The 21,122-nt window shown below is 74.6% G+C and carries 19 protein-coding genes; 2 read left to right on the plus strand and 17 right to left on the minus strand.

The annotated features are described in order from the left end of the window. Positions 1-21: 21 nt before the first annotated feature. The 7 genes from AC3WT4_RS06065 to AC3WT4_RS06095 form a co-directional block, all read right to left on the minus strand. The gene (locus AC3WT4_RS06065; RefSeq protein WP_257416729.1) at positions 22-3,015 is read right to left on the minus strand and encodes a glycoside hydrolase family 3 C-terminal domain-containing protein; all 2,994 of its coding nucleotides are present in this window, start codon (positions 3,013-3,015) and stop codon (positions 22-24) included. A gap of 198 nt (positions 3,016-3,213) precedes the next feature. Then, positions 3,214-3,630, minus strand: coding sequence for a hypothetical protein (locus AC3WT4_RS06070; protein WP_257416728.1), 417 nt, complete (start codon positions 3,628-3,630; stop codon positions 3,214-3,216). Positions 3,631-3,758: 128 nt separating this feature from the next. Further along, a complete protein-coding gene (locus tag AC3WT4_RS06075) occupies positions 3,759-6,158 on the minus strand; it encodes a glycoside hydrolase family 3 N-terminal domain-containing protein (RefSeq protein ID WP_492314986.1) in 2,400 nt (799 codons plus the stop codon). Positions 6,159-6,503: 345 nt separating this feature from the next. Further along, the gene (locus tag AC3WT4_RS06080) at positions 6,504-7,886 is read right to left on the minus strand and encodes an ATP-binding protein (RefSeq protein WP_074804783.1); all 1,383 of its coding nucleotides are present in this window, start codon (positions 7,884-7,886) and stop codon (positions 6,504-6,506) included. After that, positions 7,883-8,596, minus strand: coding sequence for a LytR/AlgR family response regulator transcription factor (locus tag AC3WT4_RS06085; protein ID WP_074804780.1), 714 nt, complete (start codon positions 8,594-8,596; stop codon positions 7,883-7,885). The genes AC3WT4_RS06080 and AC3WT4_RS06085 overlap by 4 nt, the downstream gene beginning before the upstream one ends. A 174-nt stretch (positions 8,597-8,770) precedes the next feature. After that, a complete protein-coding gene (locus tag AC3WT4_RS06090; protein ID WP_492314987.1) occupies positions 8,771-12,976 on the minus strand; it encodes an SCO7613 C-terminal domain-containing membrane protein in 4,206 nt (1,401 codons plus the stop codon). Positions 12,977-13,138: 162 nt separating this feature from the next. Continuing rightward, a complete protein-coding gene (locus AC3WT4_RS06095) occupies positions 13,139-13,732 on the minus strand; it encodes a TetR/AcrR family transcriptional regulator (protein ID WP_074804774.1) in 594 nt (197 codons plus the stop codon). A 111-nt stretch (positions 13,733-13,843) separates the two neighbouring features. Here AC3WT4_RS06095 and AC3WT4_RS06100 point away from each other — a divergent pair, with 111 nt between their 5' ends. Further along, the gene (locus AC3WT4_RS06100; protein ID WP_492314988.1) at positions 13,844-14,704 is read left to right on the plus strand and encodes an SDR family NAD(P)-dependent oxidoreductase; all 861 of its coding nucleotides are present in this window, start codon (positions 13,844-13,846) and stop codon (positions 14,702-14,704) included. A 34-nt stretch (positions 14,705-14,738) separates the two neighbouring features. Here AC3WT4_RS06100 and AC3WT4_RS06105 read toward each other — a convergent pair whose 3' ends face one another. From AC3WT4_RS06105 to rpmF, 3 genes are all read right to left on the minus strand, one after another. Further along, positions 14,739-15,656 carry a ketopantoate reductase family protein gene (locus AC3WT4_RS06105; protein ID WP_492314989.1) on the minus strand — a complete coding sequence of 306 codons (918 nt, stop codon included), beginning with the start codon at positions 15,654-15,656 and terminating at the stop codon, positions 14,739-14,741. A 68-nt stretch (positions 15,657-15,724) separates the two neighbouring features. Next, positions 15,725-17,041: a YibE/F family protein gene (locus tag AC3WT4_RS06110; protein ID WP_400111505.1), complete on the minus strand. Its 1,317-nt coding sequence runs from the start codon at positions 17,039-17,041 to the stop codon at positions 15,725-15,727. 103 nt (positions 17,042-17,144) lie between these two features. Next, positions 17,145-17,315, minus strand: coding sequence for a 50S ribosomal protein L32 (gene rpmF, locus AC3WT4_RS06115; RefSeq protein WP_009864893.1), 171 nt, complete (start codon positions 17,313-17,315; stop codon positions 17,145-17,147). A 178-nt stretch (positions 17,316-17,493) separates the two neighbouring features. Between rpmF and AC3WT4_RS06120 the strand changes: the two genes are divergently transcribed. Beyond that, positions 17,494-17,865, plus strand: coding sequence for a hypothetical protein (locus tag AC3WT4_RS06120; RefSeq protein WP_074804764.1), 372 nt, complete (start codon positions 17,494-17,496; stop codon positions 17,863-17,865). Between the two features lie 93 nt (positions 17,866-17,958). On the opposite strand, the gene AC3WT4_RS06125 is transcribed toward AC3WT4_RS06120, so the two are convergent. The 7 genes from AC3WT4_RS06125 to rpmB all read right to left on the minus strand — a co-directional run bounded on the left by AC3WT4_RS06125 (position 17,959) and on the right by rpmB (position 21,088). Further along, positions 17,959-18,240: an HU family DNA-binding protein gene (locus AC3WT4_RS06125; protein ID WP_021482680.1), complete on the minus strand. Its 282-nt coding sequence runs from the start codon at positions 18,238-18,240 to the stop codon at positions 17,959-17,961. 154 nt (positions 18,241-18,394) lie between these two features. After that, a complete protein-coding gene (gene aztD / locus AC3WT4_RS06130; RefSeq protein WP_074805700.1) occupies positions 18,395-19,789 on the minus strand; it encodes a zinc metallochaperone AztD in 1,395 nt (464 codons plus the stop codon). 112 nt (positions 19,790-19,901) lie between these two features. Beyond that, on the minus strand, positions 19,902-20,024 hold the full coding sequence (gene ykgO / locus AC3WT4_RS06135) for a type B 50S ribosomal protein L36 (protein WP_021483271.1): 123 nt from the start codon (positions 20,022-20,024) through the stop codon (positions 19,902-19,904). Beyond that, complete coding sequence (locus AC3WT4_RS06140) at positions 20,021-20,320, minus strand: type B 50S ribosomal protein L31 (RefSeq protein ID WP_074804761.1); 300 nt, start codon at positions 20,318-20,320, stop codon at positions 20,021-20,023. Before AC3WT4_RS06140 ends, ykgO begins: the two co-directional genes overlap by 4 nt. A gap of 59 nt (positions 20,321-20,379) precedes the next feature. Next, positions 20,380-20,685: a 30S ribosomal protein S14 gene (gene rpsN / locus AC3WT4_RS06145; protein WP_492314990.1), complete on the minus strand. Its 306-nt coding sequence runs from the start codon at positions 20,683-20,685 to the stop codon at positions 20,380-20,382. Further along, positions 20,685-20,852, minus strand: a complete 168-nt coding sequence (gene rpmG, locus AC3WT4_RS06150) for a 50S ribosomal protein L33 (protein ID WP_021483268.1) — start codon at positions 20,850-20,852, stop codon at positions 20,685-20,687. The genes rpsN and rpmG overlap by 1 nt, the downstream gene beginning before the upstream one ends. Then, positions 20,852-21,088: a 50S ribosomal protein L28 gene (rpmB, locus tag AC3WT4_RS06155; RefSeq protein WP_021483267.1), complete on the minus strand. Its 237-nt coding sequence runs from the start codon at positions 21,086-21,088 to the stop codon at positions 20,852-20,854. The genes rpmG and rpmB overlap by 1 nt, the downstream gene beginning before the upstream one ends. Positions 21,089-21,122: the final 34 nt, after the last annotated feature.

The following is a 21,122-nucleotide window of genomic DNA, read 5'->3' on the forward strand; positions in this document are numbered from 1 at the left end:
CGGGAGACCCGTGGTCACCGGCTACCGGGCGGCGGGGACCGCCGGCTCGGAGGCGGGTGCGGCGACCTCCTCGGCCGCCGACCGGTGCCGGCGGACGCGCCGGACCACGAGGAAGGCACCGACCAGGACGAGCAGCCCGAGGAGCACCGACACGCCGATCTGGACGTAGACCCAGGTGGGCGGCGTGTAGGTGACCGTCGCGCCGGGGGCGAGCCCGTTCATGGCGTTCGAGTTGGCCACCGTGAACAGGATGTTGTGGGTCGCGTTCCGGATGTCCGTGACCGCCTTCGCGGACGTCGTGTCGCCGAACGACTTCGACGGCTGGAAGGTGAGCGTCAGGTCCGTGCCCCCGTCGAGGCCCTCGTTGGGGTTCATGTACGGGTACAGGTTGAAGTCCGTGATGGCGAAGCCCTCGAAGCCCCACTCCCCGCGCAGCACGTCCGTCATGAGCGGCTTCGAGCCGCCCGTCCACGTCGCGCCGATGCGGTTGAACGAGCTCATGATGCCGAGCGCGCCGACCGTCGTCTCCTCGATCGTGCCCTCGTCGTCCGCGATGTACCGGACGTCCAGGGAGACGTCCTTGATCGCGAGCTCGAACGGCTTGAGGTAGATCTCGCGGATCGTCTGCTCGGTCGCCCAGGTCGCGGGGCCGTTGTCGACGCGGTTCGTCTCCTGCTCGTTGAGCGCGAAGTGCTTGAGCATCGTGTAGACGCCCTTGCTCGCCGCGCCGTTCGACACGGCCGCGGCCATCCGGCCCGAGAGGAGCGGGTCCTCCGAGTAGTACTCGAAGTTGCGGCCGCCGAACGGCGAGCGGTGCAGGTTCACCGCGGGCGCGTACCAGCCGTTGAGCCCCTTCTGCAGGGCCTCCTCGCCGATCATCGTGCCCATCGCGGTCCCGAGGTCGACGTCCCACGTCTGCGCGATGAGCACCTCGGACGGGTAGGCGACGCCGTTGATCGACGAGTTGATGAAGGACGAGAAGCCCGCCGGGCCGTCGGGCTCGACCGTCTGCGGCTTGGCGATCGAGGCGATCGCGGCCGTCTGGTACGCGCCGTTGAGGAGCATGTCCGTCATGTCCCCGACCGTCAGGGAGTCGAGCAGCTCCTCCCACCGCGGGTCGTCCTTCGGCAGGCCGCGCAGGTCGACGAGCGTCAGGTCGGAGCGCTCGCCCGTCGTGGGCATCGGGCCGTCGAACGCGGCGGCCTCGGCCTCGTGGTCCCAGGCGGCGAAGCCCTCCTGGGTGGCCTCGTCCGCGACCGACTGCTCGGCCGTCGGGGCCTGCGGGAACGTGCCCGCGAAGTCGGCGCGGGACATCGGCACGACCGTGCCGTCCGCGCCGTCGGCGCTGAAGCGCGCGGAGACGTCGTCGAACCGGTTGGTCACCTCGGCGAGGTCCGACGCGCGGTGCTCCTCGCCCGTGTACACGACGTCGGACGCGACCGGGTAGGTGATCGGCTCGGTGCCCGCCGCGACGGTGTGGGAGTCGGTGCGCAGGCTGAGCGTGTAGTCGCCCGCCTCCAGCACGTACGCCTCCGCGCCCAGGTGGTCGTAGGACGCCATGTCCTCGACGGCGAGCTCGAGGGTCACGGTCTCGCTCGCGCCCGGCTCGATCGTCCCGGTCTTGGCGAAGTCGCCGAGGACGACCTCGGACTTCTCGATCCCGCCGGGCGTGTACGGCGCGGAGTAGTAGAGCTCGACGACGTCGCGGCCGGCGACCGTGCCCGTGTTCGTGACCTCGACCGTGACCGCGACGGTCCCGTCGACGTCGCCCGCCTCGGTGCCCGTGACCGCCCACGCGAAGTCGGTGTAGCTCAGGCCGTAGCCGAACGGGTAGACCACCGCGTCGTCGTAGTCGAGGAAGCCCTCGGCCGCCGCGGTCTCGTAGTAGCGGTACCCGACGTAGATGCCCTCGCTGTAGTTCACGAACGGCGCGTTGCTCGTGACGGTCGCGTTGGACGTCGCCTTCTCGACCGCCGAGACGGGGTAGGACGCCTCGACGTTCGAGTAGAAGAAGCTCCCGAAGTTGGCGAACGTCGGGTCGGCCGTGAAGTCGGCCGCCCACACGTCGACCGTGCGGCCGGACGGGTTGACCTCGCCCGTGAGGACCGACCCCAGGGCGTTGAAGCCGGTCGCGCCGGGCGAGCCCGCGAGGAGGATCGCGTCGACCTCCGGGTCGGCCTGCAGCTCGCCGAGCTCCAGGGTCGTGGACGCGTTGACGACCACGACGACCGTCTCGAAGCTCGCCTTCGCGAGCGCGATCAGGTCCTTCTCGTCCTTGTTCAGCTCGAGCTGGTGCTGGCCGGGCTCGGCGTGGTCGTCCCAGCCCGTCATGTCGCGCGTGAGGTCGCCGCCCTCGCCGCCGGGGCGGCCGATCGTGACGATCGCGGCGTCGCCGAACTCGGCGAACGTCCCGGACCGTGCCTCGTAGTCGCCGACGGGCAGCTCGCCCACGGTGTAGCTCGACGCGTCGGGGTTGTCCATCTCGATGTGGCCGCGCGGGTTCTCCGCCGCGAACGCCTCGATCGTGGCGTAGACCTCGTCGTTGACCGTGAGGCCCGCGTTCTCGAGGCCCCCGCGGACGGTCACGGCCGAGTTCGTGTCGACCGAGCCGGAGCCCGAGCCGCCGAACACCGGGTCCGCGGACGCGCGGCCCAGCATGGTCACGCGGGCGTCGGACGTGAGCGGCAGCGCGCCGGCCTCGTTCTTCGCGAGGACGATGCCGCCGGCCGCGATCTCCTCGACGAGGGTCTTCGCGGCCTCGTCGACGGACTCCTGGCTGTCGTGCTCGGCCGTGTAGTACGCGGTGTCCCAGCCCGAGGACTCCTCGGAGTTGGTGAACGTGTAGGTGCCGGACCCGAGCTGGGACGCGACCCAGCCGCCCGCGACGTTGAGCGCGACGTTCGCGACGACGACGAGCACGGTCACCGTCGCGAGCACGGGGACCCAGATCCACAGGAACTTCTTGTTCGACATCGGTGTCCTGGCACCGTCGGCGTTCTTCGCCCTGGCGTTCACTGCATTCCTCCTCGAGTGCGGCCCGTTCCTCAGGCTAGGAACGGGGTACGGCGCCGCCCGCCGCGGCTGCACGATCGGTCGTTTCTGCGGCACGGACGGTCGGCCGTGCTCGACCCGTGCCGTCCGGAGCGCCCGCCGCCCGCCTCGCCGTCCGCCCGGCGAGGCGGGCGGAGAGGCGGACGGCGGGGCGCGGTACGGCTACTCCCCGGCCGGGGTGATGGTGCCGTCCTGGTCGATCTGCCACGTCTCGCCGGTCGCGGCGGAGTCGGCCTCGATCGTGTACTTCCCGTCCTTGATGTCGACCGTGCCCTGGACGCGCGAGGCGGCGTCGGAGGGGACGAACGGCACCACGAGGAGGCCGTACTTGACCGTCGGCTCCTTGACGTCGCTGGCGAGCATGATCTGCGCCCAGCTGTCGTCCTCCGCCAGCGCGTCGGCGACCGCCGTGCGCGCGTTCTCGAGGTCCGTCGCCACGTCGACGTCGGTCGCCTGGCTCTCGGACGACGACGGCCCGGCGGCGGAGTCGTCGCCGCTCCCGCACGCCGTCAGCCCGAAGGCCCCCGTGACGGCGACGAGCAGCCCGATCCCCGTGGTCAGCGCCTTGTTCCGCTTCACTTCCTGCTCCTTGGTTCGTTCGTGCCGCGGGCCCACCCCGCGGCGTGGTCGGGGCCGGACGGCGCCGGACGGGCGCCGTCCGCCCCGGGCGGGCGGCCGCTCGTACGACCGCCCGCCCGTGCGGTCCGTCAGTCCGTGATCGGCCCGCCGTAGCTCAGTCCGAAGCCGTAGTCGTAGGCGTTGCCCGCGGCGTCGGTGTAGGGCGTCATGTCCTTCGCGACGTCCTCCTGCTGCGCCTCGACCGTGTCCATGTCCCGGGGGAGCTGGACGGGCAGGCGGCCCTGGGGCTCGTGGAGGCCGAGCACGACCTCGAGGAGCGCCTGGTCGCTCGTGCCGAACCCGACGACGATCGCGTCGGACGCGGGCTCGAACTCGGCCGGGACGACCGGGTTGGTCGCCTTGAGGACGGTGACGACCGGGATGTCCTTGCCGGACGCCTCGACGGCCGCCACGGCGCGCTCGAACGCGTCGAGGTCCGACTCGTTCGCGATCTTCGAGGTGTTCCCGAAGTACGAGCGGTTCTGGCGCGTGCCGTCCGGGAGCAGGTCGCCGGAGATCGAGGTCTGGCGCACGTTCGGGCCGTCCGCGGTGTACGGGCGGTACTGCAGCGACAGCGGGTACCAGGTGTCGTTCTCGACGTCGTGCCCGATGTTCGAGAACGTGCCGCCGTTGTCCGGGCTGTCCATGCCGACGAGCACGAGGTCGACGTCCGACAGGTCGGGAGCGGTGTAGCTCGTGACCTTGTCGTCGGCGTCGGTGACGGCCTCGTCCGTGAGCACGGTGCCGAAGTACTGCTCGGCCACCTCGAGGTCGATCCCGGCGCCCTCGGTGTACTCGCCCGGACCGAACGAGCTCGCGAAGCCGGTGTTGAAGCTGCGCGGGACGTAGACGGTCTTGTCCTTCCACGCCTCGGCGTCCGCGGCGCTGACGGTCTCGCCGTCGTTCTTCAGCAGGACCACGGAGTCGAGCTGCGCCGCGTAGCCCGCGTCGACCTTGTCGTCGCTCGCGAGGATCGTCGTGGACTCGTCGAGGTCCAGGTACGCGTTCTCGTACAGGCCCGGGTTGAAGAACATCGTGAGGATGCGCGCGCCGGACTCGCGGAAGCGCGTGTCGGCGTCGACGTCGTTCGTGCCCGCCTCGAAGTCGGCCTGCCACATCTCGTGGGCCGCGAGGACCGGCGCGACGTCGTTGTTGCCGCCGAACATGTCGTGCCCGGTCTTGAGGATCTCGTAGTGGCGCTGCTCCTTGGTGAGGTCCTCGGCGCCCCAGCCGGTCGCGATGACCGCGCCCTCGTCGTTCACCCCGGTCGTGACGCCCCAGTCGGTGACGACGACGCCCTGGTAGCCGTTCTCCTCGCGGAGCAGGTTCATGCGCGTGTCGTCGTACGCCGTGCCGACGCGCTCGCCGAACAGCGGCTCGCCCGCGCCGTCGAGCGCGATCGAGTAGGCCGACATGACGGCCGCGGAGTCGAGCGACCCGAGGAAGGCCTCGGTGTGCGCGTCGAAGTTGTCGCCCGGGTAGACGCCGTACTTGCCGGCGTCGGTGTGGGCCTCGCGGCCGCCCTCGCCGGGGCCGTCGCCCGCCCAGTGCTTGATCATCGCGTTGACGGACTCGGGGCCCCAGCCGTCCTGGCCGGTCGTGCTCTGGTAGCCGTCCACGTACGCGGCGGCCAGCTCGGTGTTCTGCTCGACGTCCTCGCCGAACGTGCCGCCGACGCGCAGCCACCGCGGCTCGGTCGCGAGGTCGATCTGCGGGCTGAGCGCCGTCGTGATCCCCAGCGCGCGGTACTCCGCGGAGGACATCTCGGCGAAGTTGTCCATGTGCTCGACGTCGAACGTCGCGGCGAGGCCGAGGTTCGACGGCCACCGCGAGATGTCGGCGCCCTCGGCGTTGTAGCCGCCGGAGCCCGCGGTCGAGCGCGGGTCGGAGGCGAAGTTCACCGGGACGTAGGGCTCGTCGGCGGTCGCGAGCGACTCGGCGTAGGCCTGCATCTCGTTGGCCCACGTGACGGTCGCCTCGACGTCGCTCGGGCCTGCGTGCAGGACGTTGCGCAGGTGGGAGTCCGTCAGGTACTCCTTCTGGGCGTCCGTGAGGCCGTCGGCCTGCGACCGCTCGTGCGAGCTGAAGAGCATGAGCCCCGCGATCTGCTCGATCGTGAGCTCCTCGGCGAGCGCCGCCGCACGGTCCTCGGCCGGCTCCCGCCAGTCCTCCCAGGTGTCGAGCGTCCCGTTCGCGTTCATGTCCTTGAACGCGAGCTCCTGGCCGTCGACCTCCTCGGTGAGGAGCTCGACGGCGCTGTCCTTCCCGTAGGAGAGCGTGGGCCCGTCGCCCGGGTTGTCGACGACCACGAAGGACGTGGTCCCGTCCGTGACCTCCCGGGTCGTGAACGCGTCCGCCGCGTTCTCGTCGTCCGTGGTGCCCGCCGTGCATCCCGCCGCGGCCACGAGGGCGAGGCTCGCGAGCGCCGCCGCTCCCTTGACGCGGCCCGCCCGGTTGTCGCGGTGTCCCGCCGTTGTCGTTGTCTTCATCGACCTTCCCTTGTCGTCTCCGCGCCCACCCGCTCCGCACCGACCCCGGCGACCCACCCGGAGGCGCGTGCGTGGCGCAGCGAGCTCTGCGAACCCGTCGAGGCCCGGGACGTCGTGGTCCCTGAGCCGCGCCGTCACGCTATGGACGCCGGGGACGGCCGGGGCGGCCGGGTGCACGAACCGTCGCTTTGCGTCCACGAACGGTCGCCGAGGTCACGGCGGGGTCACGGCGGGCGGGTCCCAGGTCCCGCCCGGACGGGTCGTCCGTCGGCCTCCGGGGCGGCGGCCGTGGCCGTGCGACGGCCCGTGACAGCCCGGCAGGGCCCGTGGCCGCCGGGCGCGGGACTACGCCGGGTGCGTGGCCGACGCCGCCTGCCGGGGCGAGCCCGTGGGCGGGCGGTCCTCCGGCATGGGCAGCAGGACGCGCAGGAGGAACCAGCGGTCCTCGGTGTTCACGGTCATCGACCCGCCGTACTTCTCCGCGGTGTACCGGATGGACTTGAGCCCGTAGCCGTGCCGCGTGCGGTCGGCGCGCCGGGTGACGATGTCCCCGCCCTCGGTGCGGAGCTCGCCGGAGAAGTAGTTCTCGACCGTGAGCAGCACGAAGCGGTCGCGCGCGTAGACCGCGACCTTGATGATGCGCCGCTCCGGGTCGGGCACGGCCATGACGCCGTCGATCGCGTTGTCCAGGGCGTTGCCGAAGACCGCGGCGACGTCCATCGCGGACATGAAGTCGAGCAGGGCGCCGTCGACCACGCACGTGAGGTCGATGTCCCGCTCCGCGCACTCCTGGCTCTTGGTCGTGAGGATGACGTCGAGCACGCCGTTGCCCGTGTCGGCCTGCCGGGCGTGGCCCGAGATGCTGGCCTCGAGGTGGTCGAGGTAGGACGCGCGCCGTCCCGGGTCCGCCTCGGCGCGGATGACCCCGATCTGGTGCTTGAGGTCGTGGTACTTGCGGTGGACGATCTGCATGTTCCGCTTCGACTGCAGGTACTGCTCGTGCTGCCGGCGCAGCATCTCGTCGATGGCGCGCACCTCGGACCGCGCCTGGTGCTGGAGCCGTTGGCCCTGCTGGGCGTAGAGGGCCACGAAGCCGCACAGGTCGACGAGCGTGCGGATGTAGAAGATCTCGAGCCCGAGGCGCCCGCTGAACGGGGTGTTGGCGTTGAGGAAGCTGATGTTGCTCATGAAGAACGTGACGAGCGCGATCGCGACCGCCGACGCGAGCTCGCCGACGGTGACGTCGAGCTCCTGGTCCGGGCGGAAGTGGCGGGACTCGACGACGTACGCGACCCCGTACCCCACCGCGTACACGAGGACGAAGAACGCGACCTGCCAGGCCGTGCCGGGGCGGCCGTCGGGCAGGAAGAAGAAGCAGTGGACCTGCCAGTGCAGCGCCGCCACGAGCTCGGCGAGCACGAGCGCGCGCGCCGCGAAGTAGCCCGCGTCGCGAGCCGAGACGCGCGCCGCCGCGACGATGAACCCGTACATGCACGCGACCGCGGCGGCCATGCCGACGGTCCACAGCTGGCGCGGGAGCAGGTCGGCGAGCGCCTGCACCCCGACCTGCGCGGCGAGGGCGGCGGCGGCGAGCGCCACGAGCCGGGACCGGGGCAGGCGGGGTCGGCGCAGGAGCACGTAGACCAGGCACGCGAGCCACTCCGCGAGGCCGGTCAGGGCGCGCGGGATGTCGGGCAGGGTCGCCATGAGGTCGGTCGCGGCGCTCATGCCCGTCGCGCCCCGAGGTAGTCGGTGAGCGCCGCGAGGAACGCCTTCTTCCGCGCCCGGCTGATGAGCAGGTCGTGCCCGCCGACGAGGAGCACGCTGCTGCCCTGGACCGCGAGCACGTGCCGCAGGTTCACGAGGTAGCCGCTGTTGCTCCGGAAGAAGTCCCGGCCCTCCAGCTGGGCCTCGAGCGCCTTGAGCGGCCCGACGACGGAGTGCCTCCCGTCCACCGTGTGCACCGTCGTGCGGTGCTTCGCGCTCTCGAGGAAGACGATGTCGTCGGTCGCGACGCGGGCCAGCCCGCCGTCGACCGCGAGCAGGAGGTAGTCGGCCGACCGTCGTCGGAGCCGAGCCACGGACCGCTTGAGCTCCTGGGAGAACGCGAAGTACCGCAGCGGCTTGAGCATGTAGCTCAGCGCGTCGACCTCGTACCCCTTGATCGCGTGCTGGGTCATGTTGGTGATGAAGATCAGGACGACGTCCGCGTCGACCTGACGGATGCGCCGGGCGGCGCTGAAGCCGTCGAGGTTCGGCATCTCGACGTCGAGCAGCAGGATGTCGAAGTCCGGCCGGTACCCGGCGACCACCTGCTCGCCGTCGGCGAAGAGCGCGACGGCGAACTGCTCGCCGTGCTCCTGCTCGTAGCGTCGCAGGTACTCCACGAGCAGCGCGCTGCTCGCGGGGTCGTCCTCCACGATGCCGATCCTGATCACGATGCCGTTCTCCAGGGACTGCGCCCCCGGGGCGTGGCCCGACGACCGGACACCTCCGTGTGCCGTCGCGGCCTCGCCCCCGCCTACGTTGCCGATGAGCCCGCCGTCGTGCGGCGGATCCCGAACATTATGGGCCACCCGGCGGAGAAACGGGCCACATGGTAGGGATTACGGTCAGCGCAGGTCCCGGACGTACGCGGCGGCGCCGTCGTACGCGGCGATCCGCCGCTCGTAGTACGTCGCGATGATGAGCAGCAGGCCGCCCGCCGCGGCCAGCGTGAGCATCCACGGCCCGGCGGAGATGCGCGTGCCGAGCTGCGAGACGAACACCACGAGGATCTCGACCGGCAGCACGGCGACGCCCAGCAGGAACGGCGCCGCGAGGTGCTTGCGCGTCCCGACGAGGACCGCCGCGAGCGCGAGCACGACGACGAGCATCGCGCGCCACGTGCGCGCGTCGGTGTACGTCGCGAGCACCGACGGCCCGACGAGCGCGAGGAGCCCGGGTGCGAGCGCGCGCCACGACCCGACGCCGCCGACGGGCCAGCCGCCGAGGGGCCGGGCCGTGCGCGGGGGCACGGCCGGGAGACCGCCCGGTCCGCCCGGGACCGTGCCCGCCGTGCCCGCGCTCCCCGCCGTGCCCGCCACGAGCGCGAGGTAGCCCGCGACGAGGAGCCCGGCGCCGAGCGGGAGGGAGAAGACCTCGACGCGCAGCTCGCGCGGCGACCACGCACCGATCGCGGCGACGAGGGCGAGCAGCCACAGGAACCACGCGGGCGGGAGGTCCAGCCGCCCGCGCACGGCGCGGCGCACCGCCACCACGAGCACCGCGAGGAGCGCGACCTCGACGAGCCAGACCGCCGCGATGACGCCCCACACGGGCCGCACGTTCGCGACGGCGCCGACCACCACGAGCCCCAGGGCGGGCGCGACGGCCCAGCGCCGCGCGACCGCGGCACCCCGCCCCGAGGCCGTGCGCGCCGCGGCGAGCCCGGCACCGAGCGCCACGCCACCCGCCGCGAGCGCCCAGGCGAACCCGAGGACGAACAGCGCACCACCGCCCGGGACGTGCGCGACGTGCAGCGACTCCACCGTCCCGGCGACCGCGGCGAGCACCGCGGCACCGGCGAGCCGGAGCGCACCGGCTCGCCGCCACGCGCTGCGGATCGTCGCGGCCGGGGCGACGCCGCCCGCCGTCGTGCCCTGCCGGAGCAGCACCGCACCGGCCACCGCCACCGCACCGGCGACGACGAGCAGCGACGCGCGGACGTCGCCCGCGCCCGGGGCAGCGCCCAGGACGAGCACCGACGGCACGACGAGCAGCACGAGACCCGCGCTCGCAAGCTCCCACCAGCGCCGCGCACGACGGGCGAGGAGCGCGCCCGTGACGACGGCCGCGAGCGCCGGCGGCGCGGTGTACGCCTCGACGAGCCCGACCTCGGCGGCCGCGAGCGCCGTCCACAGCGCCGCGGTGCCGAGCGCGGAGGCGAGCCACCACTCGCCCCGGCGGTCGCGGTCGCGCGCGGCGAGCCCCGCGCCGACGGCGAGGAGGAGCAGCACGGCGACGGCGACCGTCGGCCCCGCGGCGGGGCGCCCGTACGCGAGCCCGACCGCGATGGCGCCCGTCACCGCCGCGCTCGCCTCCACGGCGACGCGACCGGCCCCGAGGTCGAGCCGTGCCGCGAGCGGCCGGGCCCCCGCGAGCGCCGCCGCGACCAGGACGGCGACGACGGGCAGGACGACCGGCGAGCCGCTGCCCGGGAGCACGAGCGCGCCCGCGCTCACGACGGCGACGGCCGCCGTCGGGAGCACGAGGGCCGCGGCGAGGACGCGCAGCGCCGTCACCGAACCGGGGCGCCGGGAGCCGACCAGGACGACCTCGAGCGCGAGCATCGCGAGGCACGCCGCGACGGACCAGGTGCTGCGCTCGTCCACGACGGTGAGCACCCCGAGCCCGAACGGCACGGCGGTCACGCCGAGGACCGCCCACCACGAGCCCCGGTCGACGCGCGGCGCGAGCGTCACCGCGAGCGCCGCGAGCGAGGCGACGCCGGACACCCCGCACAGCACGGCGACCGTCCCGGCCCCGCTCCAGGCGAGCGTCACGCCGAGCACGAGCAGCGCGTACCCGTACGCGACCCCGACGAGGGGCGCGTGCAGGGACCGCGGCGCGGCGGCGCGCGCCGCGAGCAGGAGCAGACCGACGACGACGGCCCCGACGGTCGCCGTCGGGCGCGCGAACCAGGAACCGGCGACGAGGAGGACGAGCGCGAGGACGGTACCCACGACGGCGGCGGTGTGCGCGGCACGCCGCTCGGACCGGCCGACGGGGAGCAGACCGTGGCGGACGGCGGTGCGCGGGCCCGGCACGAGGCGCGCGACGGGGCGCAGGGCGCGTCCGAGCCCGCGCCGGACGGCACGCACGGCGGTCCCGGGCGCCGGGGCGCCCGCGGCGGCCGCCGCCGAGCGATCGGTCCCGGCGGGCGCGGCGACCGGGGCCGGCCGCGCCGTCGCGACGAGCAGCGCCGCGGCGAGCAGCGCGAGCAGGACGAGCGACGTGACGCCTGCGAGCCGGGGGTCGAGCACGAGGGTGAGGACGAGCGCGAGCGCCGCCCACGGGGCGAGCGCGCGCCCGGTCACGACGAGGGGTGCCGTCCGGAGCCGCGGCGCCCCACCGAGGAGGGGCGGCGCGGTCCGCGGCGTGCGCAGCAGGAGGCGGGCCGCGACGAGCAGGACGACGAGCACGGAGAGGAGCCCGACGAGCGTGCCGTCGAGGAGCGTGGCGCCGACGGTCCCGCGCGCCGTGCCCTCGCCCGCCAGCCCGGCGGACAGGATGCCGACGCCCAGCGGTGCGTCGTCGAGCGCGGTGCTCGTCCCCGCGGTCGGGGTCACGAGCACCTCGGCGGCCCGCAGGCCGGCGAGCGCGAGGGCCGGTCCCGCCATGACGAGCACGACGACGGCGCCCCCGAGGAGCGCGTCGGAGCGGCCGACCGGGGGGACGGGTGCCCGGAGCACCCCCGCCGACACGCGGCGGCCCGTGAGCACGAGCACGACGACCCACGCGAGCGCGCCGAGCGCGGGCGCGAGGCCCACGAAGCCGACGCCGTCGCCCGTGCCGAGCAGCGCGCCGGCGAGCACCGCCGCGGCGCCGCCGACCGCGTACCAGCGCCGTTCGCCCGTCGTGACCCGGAGCAGCGTCGCGACGAGCGCCGCCCCGAGCGCGACGAGCGCCGCGCCCGCTCCCCCGGGCAGCCCCGGCGGCGCGGCGACGGTGAGCCCGACGAGGACCGCGAGGAGCACCGCGACCGTGCGCACGACGCCCAGGAACCCGCGCTCCGCGCCGAGGGTGCCGCCCACGCGCGCGCCCGCCGCCGCGGCGACGGGGCCGGCGACCGCCGTCAGGCACGCCGTCGCGAGGAGCGCGACGGCCCAGCCCCACGACGCCTGCGCCGCGGGCGCCGCGACCAGCGGCACGAGGGGGCCGAGCACGACGGCGCCCGTCACCCAGGCTCGGACGCGCGCCCGCTCGCCCACGACGCCGAGGCCGACGAGCACGACGGCGAGCAGCGTCGCGCGCGCCGCGGCGGCTCCCACCGGGTCGAGCGCCCACGCGCTGAGCGCGAGCTCGACGTCGACCAGCGCGAGCACGACGGCCAGCGCCGCGACGGCCTCCGCGGACGACCGCAGGCCGCGCGACCGCAGGAGCACCGCGGCGCCGACCGTGAGCGCGGTGACCACCCCGGTGACGAGGGCGCGCAGGGCCAGGTCGTCGGCGAACGTGAAGAACACGAAGACGACGGCGGCCACGGCGAGCAGCCCGGCGCCCGCCCCGGCGAGGACGGGCTGGAGGCCGACGGACCGCGCGGGGGTCGCACCCGGACCGACGCCACCGGCGCGCGCGCCCGCGGGCCCCGGCACAGGCGCGATCGGGCCGGCCGCTCCGGAACACGCCGGCCCGCCCGGTCCGGCCACGGGCGACAGGGTCGACGAGCGAGGCCCCGCCGCGCCGCGCCCGCTCGCGTCGAGCGGACGCATCGGCGGCGGGCCGGCCGGGGCTCCCCAGCCGCCGCCCGCTGCTGCGCCCGGCCGGCCACCGCGCAGCGTGCCGGGGAGCGTGCCGGGCGGGGCCGCGACGGCGGCACGGGCGGCCCACGCGGCCGCGTCGGGCTGGGCGGCCCGGAGCGCGTCGAGGGCGGTCTGGCGCCGCCGGAGCGCGTCGGCCGCGTCGGTCGACGCCGCCGCCACCTCGAAGGCGAGCGGCCCGACGAGGTCGAGCAGGCACCGGTCGCACCGCGACGACCGCAACGGCGCGGCGCACGCGGGGCAGGAACGCGTCTCGGGCAGCCGCGTCAGCGCGACGTCGACCCACGGTTCTCTCATGACGGACATCCTGGCGAACCTGTGAGGCGCCTGGGGACGTGTCCACAGGGGGTCGCGTGGCGGTCCGGTGAAGGGCTCGGCCGACGCCGTGGGGACCCCGGGGTGCTCGCGCACCGGGTCCGGGCCCTCCTCGACGGCTGCACCGCTGAGGGGGTGGCGCGGTCAGCGCGGTCGCAGGCCGTCCAGCGCCGTGTCGAGGACGCGGTCGACGTACTCGACGGTGAGCGGGCCGGTGCGCTGGAGCCACCGGTTGAGCACCGGGCCCCAGACGAGGTCGACCGCGACGTCGAGGTCCAGCCCGGGGGCCAGCTCCCCGGACTCCTGCGCGCTGCGGAGCCGCTGCCGCTTGGCCTCGCGGAGCGGCTCGTCGAGGCGCTCGCGGTAGAGGTCTGCGAGCGCCGGGTCGTGGGCCGCCTCCGTGGCGAGCGCGCGCATCGGTGCGTCGAGGCGCGGGTCGTCCAGCTCGGCGACGGTCGCGTGCAGCACGTGCCGCAGGTCGGCGACGAGGTCGCCGGTGTCGGGCAGGACCGGCGCTCCACCGTCCTCGCCCTCGCTGAGGGTGAGGAACGCGTCGAGGACGATCGCGGGCTTCGAGGGCCACCACCGGTAGATCGTCTGCTTCCCCACGCGGGCGCGCGCCGCGATGCCCTCGATGCTCAGCTGCGGGTACGGGACCTCCTGGAGGAGGTCGAGCGCGGCGGCGAGGACGGCGCGGCGGGAGGACTCGCTGCGGCGCGAGGGGTCGGGTGCGGGCATGGCGGCAGCCTACCTCGGCGAGACGGACCGTTTCGTCTTGACGGCAGGCGCGCGTCGCCTTACGGTCGGACAAACGAGACGGACCGTCTCGTCTCACTCGAAGGGATCCCCGTGCGACACACCTCCCCCTCCGCCCGGACCTGGTTCGTCACCGGCGCGAGCCGCGGCATCGGCCACGCGATCGCCGTCGCGGCGCTGGAGCGCGGCGACCGCGTCGTGGCCGCCGCGCGCACCGCGTCCCGGGACGCCTTCGCCCCGGAGCACCACGACCGCGTGCTCGCACTCCCCCTCGACGTCACCGACCGCGACGCGGTGGTGGCCGCGGTCGACACCGCCGTCGAGCACCTCGGCCGGCTCGACGTCGTCGTGAACAACGCCGGGACGATGTCGATGGGCATGGTCGAGGAGTTCACCGAGACGGAGGCGCGCGCGCAGCTCGAGGTGAACTTCTTCGGGGCGCTGTGGGTCAGCCAGGCGGTGCTGCCGCACCTGCGGCGTCAGGGCTCGGGCCACGTGCTCCAGATGTCGAGCATCGCCGCGCTCGCCGGCTTCCCGAGCACGGGCCTGTACAGCGCGAGCAAGTTCGCGCTCGAAGGGATGAGCGAGGCGCTCGCCCTGGAGGCGGCGACCTTCGGCGTCTCGGTCACCCTCGTGCAGCCGGGCGGGTACTGGACGGACCTGTACACGAGCATGGCGACCACGACGGCGCTCGACGACTACGCACCCCTGCGCGCGGAGCTCGAGAAGCAGTGGGCGGACGGCTCGGTCGACAGCGACCCGCGGCTCGCCGCCGCCGCGGTGCTCACGCTCGTCGACAGCGACGACCCGCCGCTGCGCCTCCTGCTCGGCAGCATGGTCTACGACCTCGCCCAGGGGATCTCCCGACAGCGCCAGGACACGTGGGCGGCGTGGGAGGACGTGAGCCGCGCCGCCGAGCACGCCGTCGCGGCGCCCGGCCCGGGCGCGGGATGAGCCCGCGCGCCGGGAGCCCTCGCGACGGCTGCGCTCAGCCCCGGAGTCGCTCGACGAGCGCGCGCGTCAGGGGCGCGTCGACCCCCGCACGGTCGGCGGCGCGCACGATCGCGCCGCCGATCGCGTCGGTCTCGAGCGGGCGGTCCGCCTCGGCGTCGCGCAGCATCGAGGACTTCGCGTCGGGCCCGAAACGGTCGTAGAACCGCAGGGTGCGCTCGGGGTCCGACGGCGCGCCGCTCGCCGCCGCGACGGCGGCGACCTCACGGACGAGCGCCTCGAGCTCGGCCCGGTGCGTGGTCCGCACCTCGCCGATCGGGGCGCGGTGCGCCGTCGTGAGCAGCGCGAACGGTGCGAGGAAGCCGAGCTTCGCCCACATCAGCGCCGTCTCGTCGTCGTGCACGGTGGTGGGGATGCCCGCCCCGTCGAGGAGCGCACGCACGGCCTCGACCCGCGCGGGGTCGACGCCGCCCGGCGCCACGTCGACCTCGACGAACGCGCTCGTGTGCTCGATCTCGCCCGGAGCGACGCGCGTGGACTCGACGCGGACCGTCGCGGGGAGCACGCGCGCGGTGCCGTACCGCGCGCGCAGCGCGTCGAGGTGGTCCAGGCCGTTGAGCATCGGGACGACCACGCCGTCGCCGAGCACCTCCGCCGGCACGCGGTCGAGGGCGTCGTCGAGCGCGGTCTGCTTGACCGCCACCACGACGACGTCGACCGGGGCGTCGAGGCGCGTGGCCGCGCGCACCGGGACGTGGAGGTCGCCCACCTGGCGGCTGCGCACGTGGATGCCGCGCTCCGTGAGGGTGGCCGCCGTGGCCTCGCCCGCGAGGAACGTCACCCGCGCGCCCGACCGGACGAGCAGCGCGCCGACCAGCCCGCCGACCCCGCCCGGCCCGAGCACCGCCACGTCCCGGCCGTCCCGGCCGCTCGATCCGCCCGTCGTCTCCGTCACCGGTCGTCCTCTCGTCGTGCCACCGGGCCGCCCCGGTCGTCGTGCCCGCGCGGGCGGGCGCCCCGCCGTCAGGTCGCGGGGACCTCGACCCTACCCACGGGGACCGATCGCGCCGACCCGGCGCCGGGCACGGTGAGCGCGGCGATGCCCGTGGTGATGGGGATCGCGAGGACGAGGCCGATCGACCCGACGAGGGTGCGCACGACCTCCTCCGCGATCTCGCCCGACGTGAGGCTGGTCGCGAGGTTCTGGTCGGAGAGGTAGACCGCCATGAGGAGCGGGAGCGCGGCGCCGACGTACGCGAACGCGATCGTGTAGACGGTCGAGGCGATGTGGTCGCGACCGATGCGCATCGCGCGCGCGTACAGCTCGCGCCGGGTCGCGAGCGGCGCGACGGCGCGCAGCTCCCACACCGCGGACGCCTGCGTGATCGTCACGTCGTTGAGCACGCCCATGCCCGCGAGCACGATCCCGCACAGCACGACGCCCCGGATCGAGAGCTCGGGCGCGTACTGCGGGATCCACAGGGACTCCTCCGACGTGAGGCCCGTGATGTTGGCCGCCCCGGACCCCCACCAGCCCAGCACGGCCGTGAGCGCGAGGCCGACGAGCGTGCCGAGCAGCGCCGTCGACGTCCGCGCGGTGAACCCGTGGGCGACGTACAGCACGACGAACATGACGAGCGACGACGTCACGAGCGCGACGCCCAGCGCGTTCTGCCCGGTGAGGAGAGCGGGCAGCGTGAACGACGTGATGACGACGAACGCACCCGCGAGCCCGGCGAGCGCCGCGAGGCCGCGCCACCGCGCGACGGCGAGCACCACGACGGCATACGCGACCGCGAGGAGGCCGATGGGCAGCCCGCGCTCGAAGTCCATGAAGACGTACGGCGTCCCGCCCGCGCCCGCGGCCTCGGCGATGTACAGGACGCGCAGGCGGTCGCCCTCGTCGAACCCGTAGGCGACGTACTCGGGCGGTGCGTTGACGGTGATCGCGTCGCCGCCCACGTCCTCGCCGCCCGCCCGGGAGCCCGCGTCGAGCCGGGCGGGCACCTCGCTCGTCGCCTCGTCGACCGGCCCGGTGACGGTCGCGCGCAGGACCGTGCTGCCCTCGGCGGCGACGGGGATGCGCGCGGGCACGTCCGCCGCGGCGGGCCACAGCGCGACGAGCCCGGCGAGCGTGACGAGCAGCGCGGGCACCAGGAGGGCGGCGAGCGTGAGCCGCACGCGCCGGGTCGCGGGCGCCGCCGGGCCGTGGGCGTGCGCGTGCCCGTGGGCGTGCGCCGGGGCGTGCGCAGCGCCGCGCGTGAGGACGTCGGGCACCCGCCGGGACCGCGTGCGTCGCTCGCCGCGCCCGGGCGTCTCGGGAGGGGTCGGTGCGCTCACCCGAGGATGCTGCCACGGCGGCCCGACGGCGCCCGGCGGCACGCGCCGTCGGGCACCGATCGCGCGGGCCGGGCCGCCCGGGGCCCGACGCCGCCCCTCCGGCTCACTCGGGGAGCGTGACGTGGCCGCGGCGCACGCCCGCGACGAGGCGGCGCGGCAGGGTGACCTCGCGGCCGTCGACGACGACGGTCACGAGCTCGGGCACCTGCGCCTTCCACTGCGAGCGACGGGCACGGGTGTTCGAGCGGGAGAGCTTGCGCTTGGGCACGGCCATGAGGGGTCCTTCCGGTGGGCGAGCGACCAGCCTACCGGTTCGTGAGAACGATTCTCAAGACAGTCGCGCTGTCGGTCCGGCCCGGCGGTAGCATCCCCGGGGCCGCGCGCGCCCTGCCACGACCCACCGGACCCGGCGCGACTGCCGCACCCGCCACCACGACGCACGAGGAGCCCTCATGGCCACGGTCGACTACTTCCTCTCCGGTGACCCGGAGGTCGCCAAGCAGCACCTGCACGCCGCGCTCCAGGAGCAGGGCTTCACGGTGACCACGCGCCCCACGGGCCAGTGGGCCGCCGAGCGCGGCAGCAAGCAGAAGACGTTCTGGCTCGGCGCGTTCGCCGGCAAGGCCCAGCACCTCGTCTTCACGGTCGACTTCATGCTCCACGGCGACCAGCTCGTCGCGCGCATCGACCGCCCGACGGGGCACGGCGCGATGGCCGGCGCCGTCGGCGTCGCGCGCTCGAACAAGGCGTTCGGCGAGGTCGACCAGGCGATCGGGACGCGCCTCACGCAGCACGGCATCCTCGCGAACGTCGTGCACGCCTGACCTGCCCCCGTACGCACGAAGGCCCGGATCCCCTCACGGGGGTCCGGGCCTTCGTGCTGCTGACCGGGCCGGCGACGGCCGGTCAGCGGGACGTCACTTGGCGACGGCCTTCTTGAGCAGGCTGCCGGCGCTGATCTTCACGCCGTAACCGGCCGGGATCGAGATCTCCTCGCCCGTACGGGGGTTGCGGCCCGTGCGGGCGGCACGCTCGACGCGCTCGACGGACAGGAGGCCCGTGACCTTGACGGCCTCGCCCTTGCCCAGCGACTCGATGAGCACCTCCTGGAAGGCGTTGAGAGCCTTCTCGGCGTCCGCCTTCGACAGGTCGGCCTTGCTGGCGATGGCCGAGACGAGCTCGGACTTGTTGAGCGACATGCGAATCCCTTCTTCGGTTCACGACGCGCGGTGGTCACCACCCGTCGTCACGGTCTCAGTGTGCCAGCCGCGGGGCCGTGCACCGGGGACAACACTAGGGAACATGCGGAGTTTCGCGCGACTTCTCGCGGGTCTCGTCGTCGCGTGTCCTCGCTCAGCCGTCCTCGTGCTCGTGGTCGTGACCCTCGTGCTCGTCGTGCGCGGGCTCGTCGTGACCGTGGTCGCCGTCCTCGTGGGCGTGCTCGTCGGCCTCGTGGCCCCCCGCGGCGGCCGGCTTCCCGGTGACGCCGTCGAGCTCGTTCGGGACGACGTCGAGCTCCGCGCTCTTCCACACCTCGCCGCCCACGTAGTCGACCGCGTGGATCGCGCGACCGGCCGGGTCCGTGACGTAGGCGATGCCGTCCTGGACGAACAGGGCCGGCCGCGGCTCCTGCCACTCCTCGGGCTCCTCCCACGCGTCGACGACGGGGACGGACCGCACGACCGTGCCCGACTCCGGGTCGATGACGTGGAGCGACCCGTCGGTGCCGAGCACGAGCGCCTCGCCCGCGTCGCCCCGCGCGAGCGAGCGGAACGTGTAGCTCGCGGGCAGGTCGACGAGGCGCAGGCTCGCGTCGCGCGTGTCCACGAGGGAGACGCGCGTGGGCCGCTCGAGCTCCGCGTCGGGGTCGGACTTGTAGTCGCCGAGCACGACGGGCGACGCCTCGCTGCCTGCCTGGTTGCCGATGCGCCCGTAGGCGTCCGGGGCCGCGACCTTGGTGATCGCGCCGCCCGCGACGACGAGCACGCCGTCCTCGCAGCCGATGACGACGGCCTCGTCCGCGGCGACGGCCTCGCCGTGCACGCCGGGGCACTGGTCGTTCGCCGCGACCTCGGCGCCCGCGGCGTCGAGGAGGCGGACGCCGGTGCGCGCGTCCTCGGTGCCCTCGGAGACGACGAGCGAGCCGTCGGACAGCTCGACCGCGACGCCGTGGTGCGCCGCCGGGGTCGTCAGGGTGCGCGCGTCGTCGATGCCGTGCGGGTCAGCCACCGTGGCCGAGTCGAGCACGGTGATCTCGCCCGTGCCGTCGTCGAACAGCGCGGTGCGGCCGTCGTGCACGACGACGTGCCCCGGCTTCTCGGCCGCGTACGTCACGTCCGTGAGGACCGGGTCCGCCGTGTAGTAGTGCGCGTGGTCGCCGTGCGGCTCGGCCCACGTCCCGGCGTCGAGCACCTGGAACCCGCCGGACGTCGAGACGAGCAGGTGCCGCCCGTCGCCCGCGGGGTTGAGGCGGTTGAAGCCGTCGAGCTCGAGGTCGTCGACGAGCTCGAGCGTCGTCGCGTCGAGCACCTGGATGCCGCCGTCGTAGGTGATCGCGAGGCGGGGGGTGAGCGCCGCGGCCTCGCTCACGTCGGACGTGGCCGACGGCGCGGGCTCGGCCGCGTCGCCCTGCTCGCCCTCGGCGCCCGCGCCCTGCGCGCACGCCGCGACGAGCGTGAGCGGGAGGGCGAGGCCGAGCGCGAGGGCGAGCGGGCGGCGTCGGGCACGGGCGCCGGGAGGGGCCGTCACCCTGGCGGGATCGGCAGCGGCGTCGGTCGTGTCGGGTGCGGTGTGGTGCATGCGTGGTCGGCCGCCCGGACACCCGGGCGGCCGCTCCTCTCCGGTGGTGGTGGTGCGCGGGTCAGCCCTGACGGGCCTTCCAGCGCGGGTTGGCCTTGTTGAGGACGAAGGTCTTGCCGTGCCGGCGCACGACCTTCGCCCCGGGCTTGTCCTTGAGCGAGCGGAGCGAGGCGCGGACCTTCATCGCGCGCTCCCGCCCTGCGCGCCGCCGCGGGCGCCGTAGCGCTGGCGGAACTTCTCCACGCGCCCGGCGGTGTCCACGACGCGCTGCGTGCCCGTGTAGAACGGGTGGCTCGCGCTCGAGATCTCGACGTCGACGACGGGGTAGGTGTTCCCGTCCGTCCACGTCACGGTCTCGCGCGGGATGCCCGGGCCCTGCGGGTGGTCGCCCGCGAGGGTCGAGCGGGTCAGGAACGAGAAGTCGGCGGACTTGTCGCGGTAGACGACGGGCCCGTAGACGGGGTGGATGTCCTTCTTCATGGTGGTTCTCCTCGCTGGGCCGGTGACGGGTGGGGGGCCGCCGCGCTGGGCGGCCGCCGTCACCAGCTCGACTTCGTGACTCCGGGCAGCTCGCCGCGGTGCGCCTGCTCGCGCAGGCGGACGCGGGAGAGCCCGAACTTCCTCAGGTAGCCGCGCGGGCGGCCGTCGACGACGTCGCGGTTGCGCGTGCGGGTGGCGCTCGCGTCGCGGGGCTGGCGCTGGAGCTCGCGCACCGCGGCCGCCGTCTCCTCGGGCGAGGACGACGGCGACGCGACGATGCGCTTCAGCTCGGCGCGACGCTCGGCGTAGCGGGCGACGACGGCCGCCCGCTGCTCGTTGCGCGCGATCTTCGACCGCTTCGCCATCAGCGCTCCTCGCGGAAGTCGACGTGGCGGCGGACGACGGGGTCGAACTTGCGCAGGACCATGCGGTCGGGGTCGTTGCGGCGGTTCTTGCGGGTCACGTAGGTGAACCCGGTGCCCGCCGTGGACCGGAGCTTGATCACGGGACGGAGGTCGGTGCGGGTAGCCATCAGAGCTTCTCCCCTCGGGCGAGGATCCGCGCCACGACGGCGTCGATCCCCTGGCGGTCGATGGTCTTGATGCCCCGGGCGCTGACGCGCAGGGTCACGTGGCGACCCAGCGACGGCACCCAGTAGCGCTTCTTCTGGATGTTCGGGTCGAAGCGACGCTTGGTCCGCACGTGGGAGTGCGAGATCGCGTGGCCGAACCCGGGAGCGGTGCCGAGCACCTGGCAGACGGCGGACATGGCGGTTCCTCTCGGGGTCGGTCGGGGCGACGGG

It is taken from the genome of Cellulosimicrobium sp. EB106-03-01-XG111 (assembly GCF_058792115.1).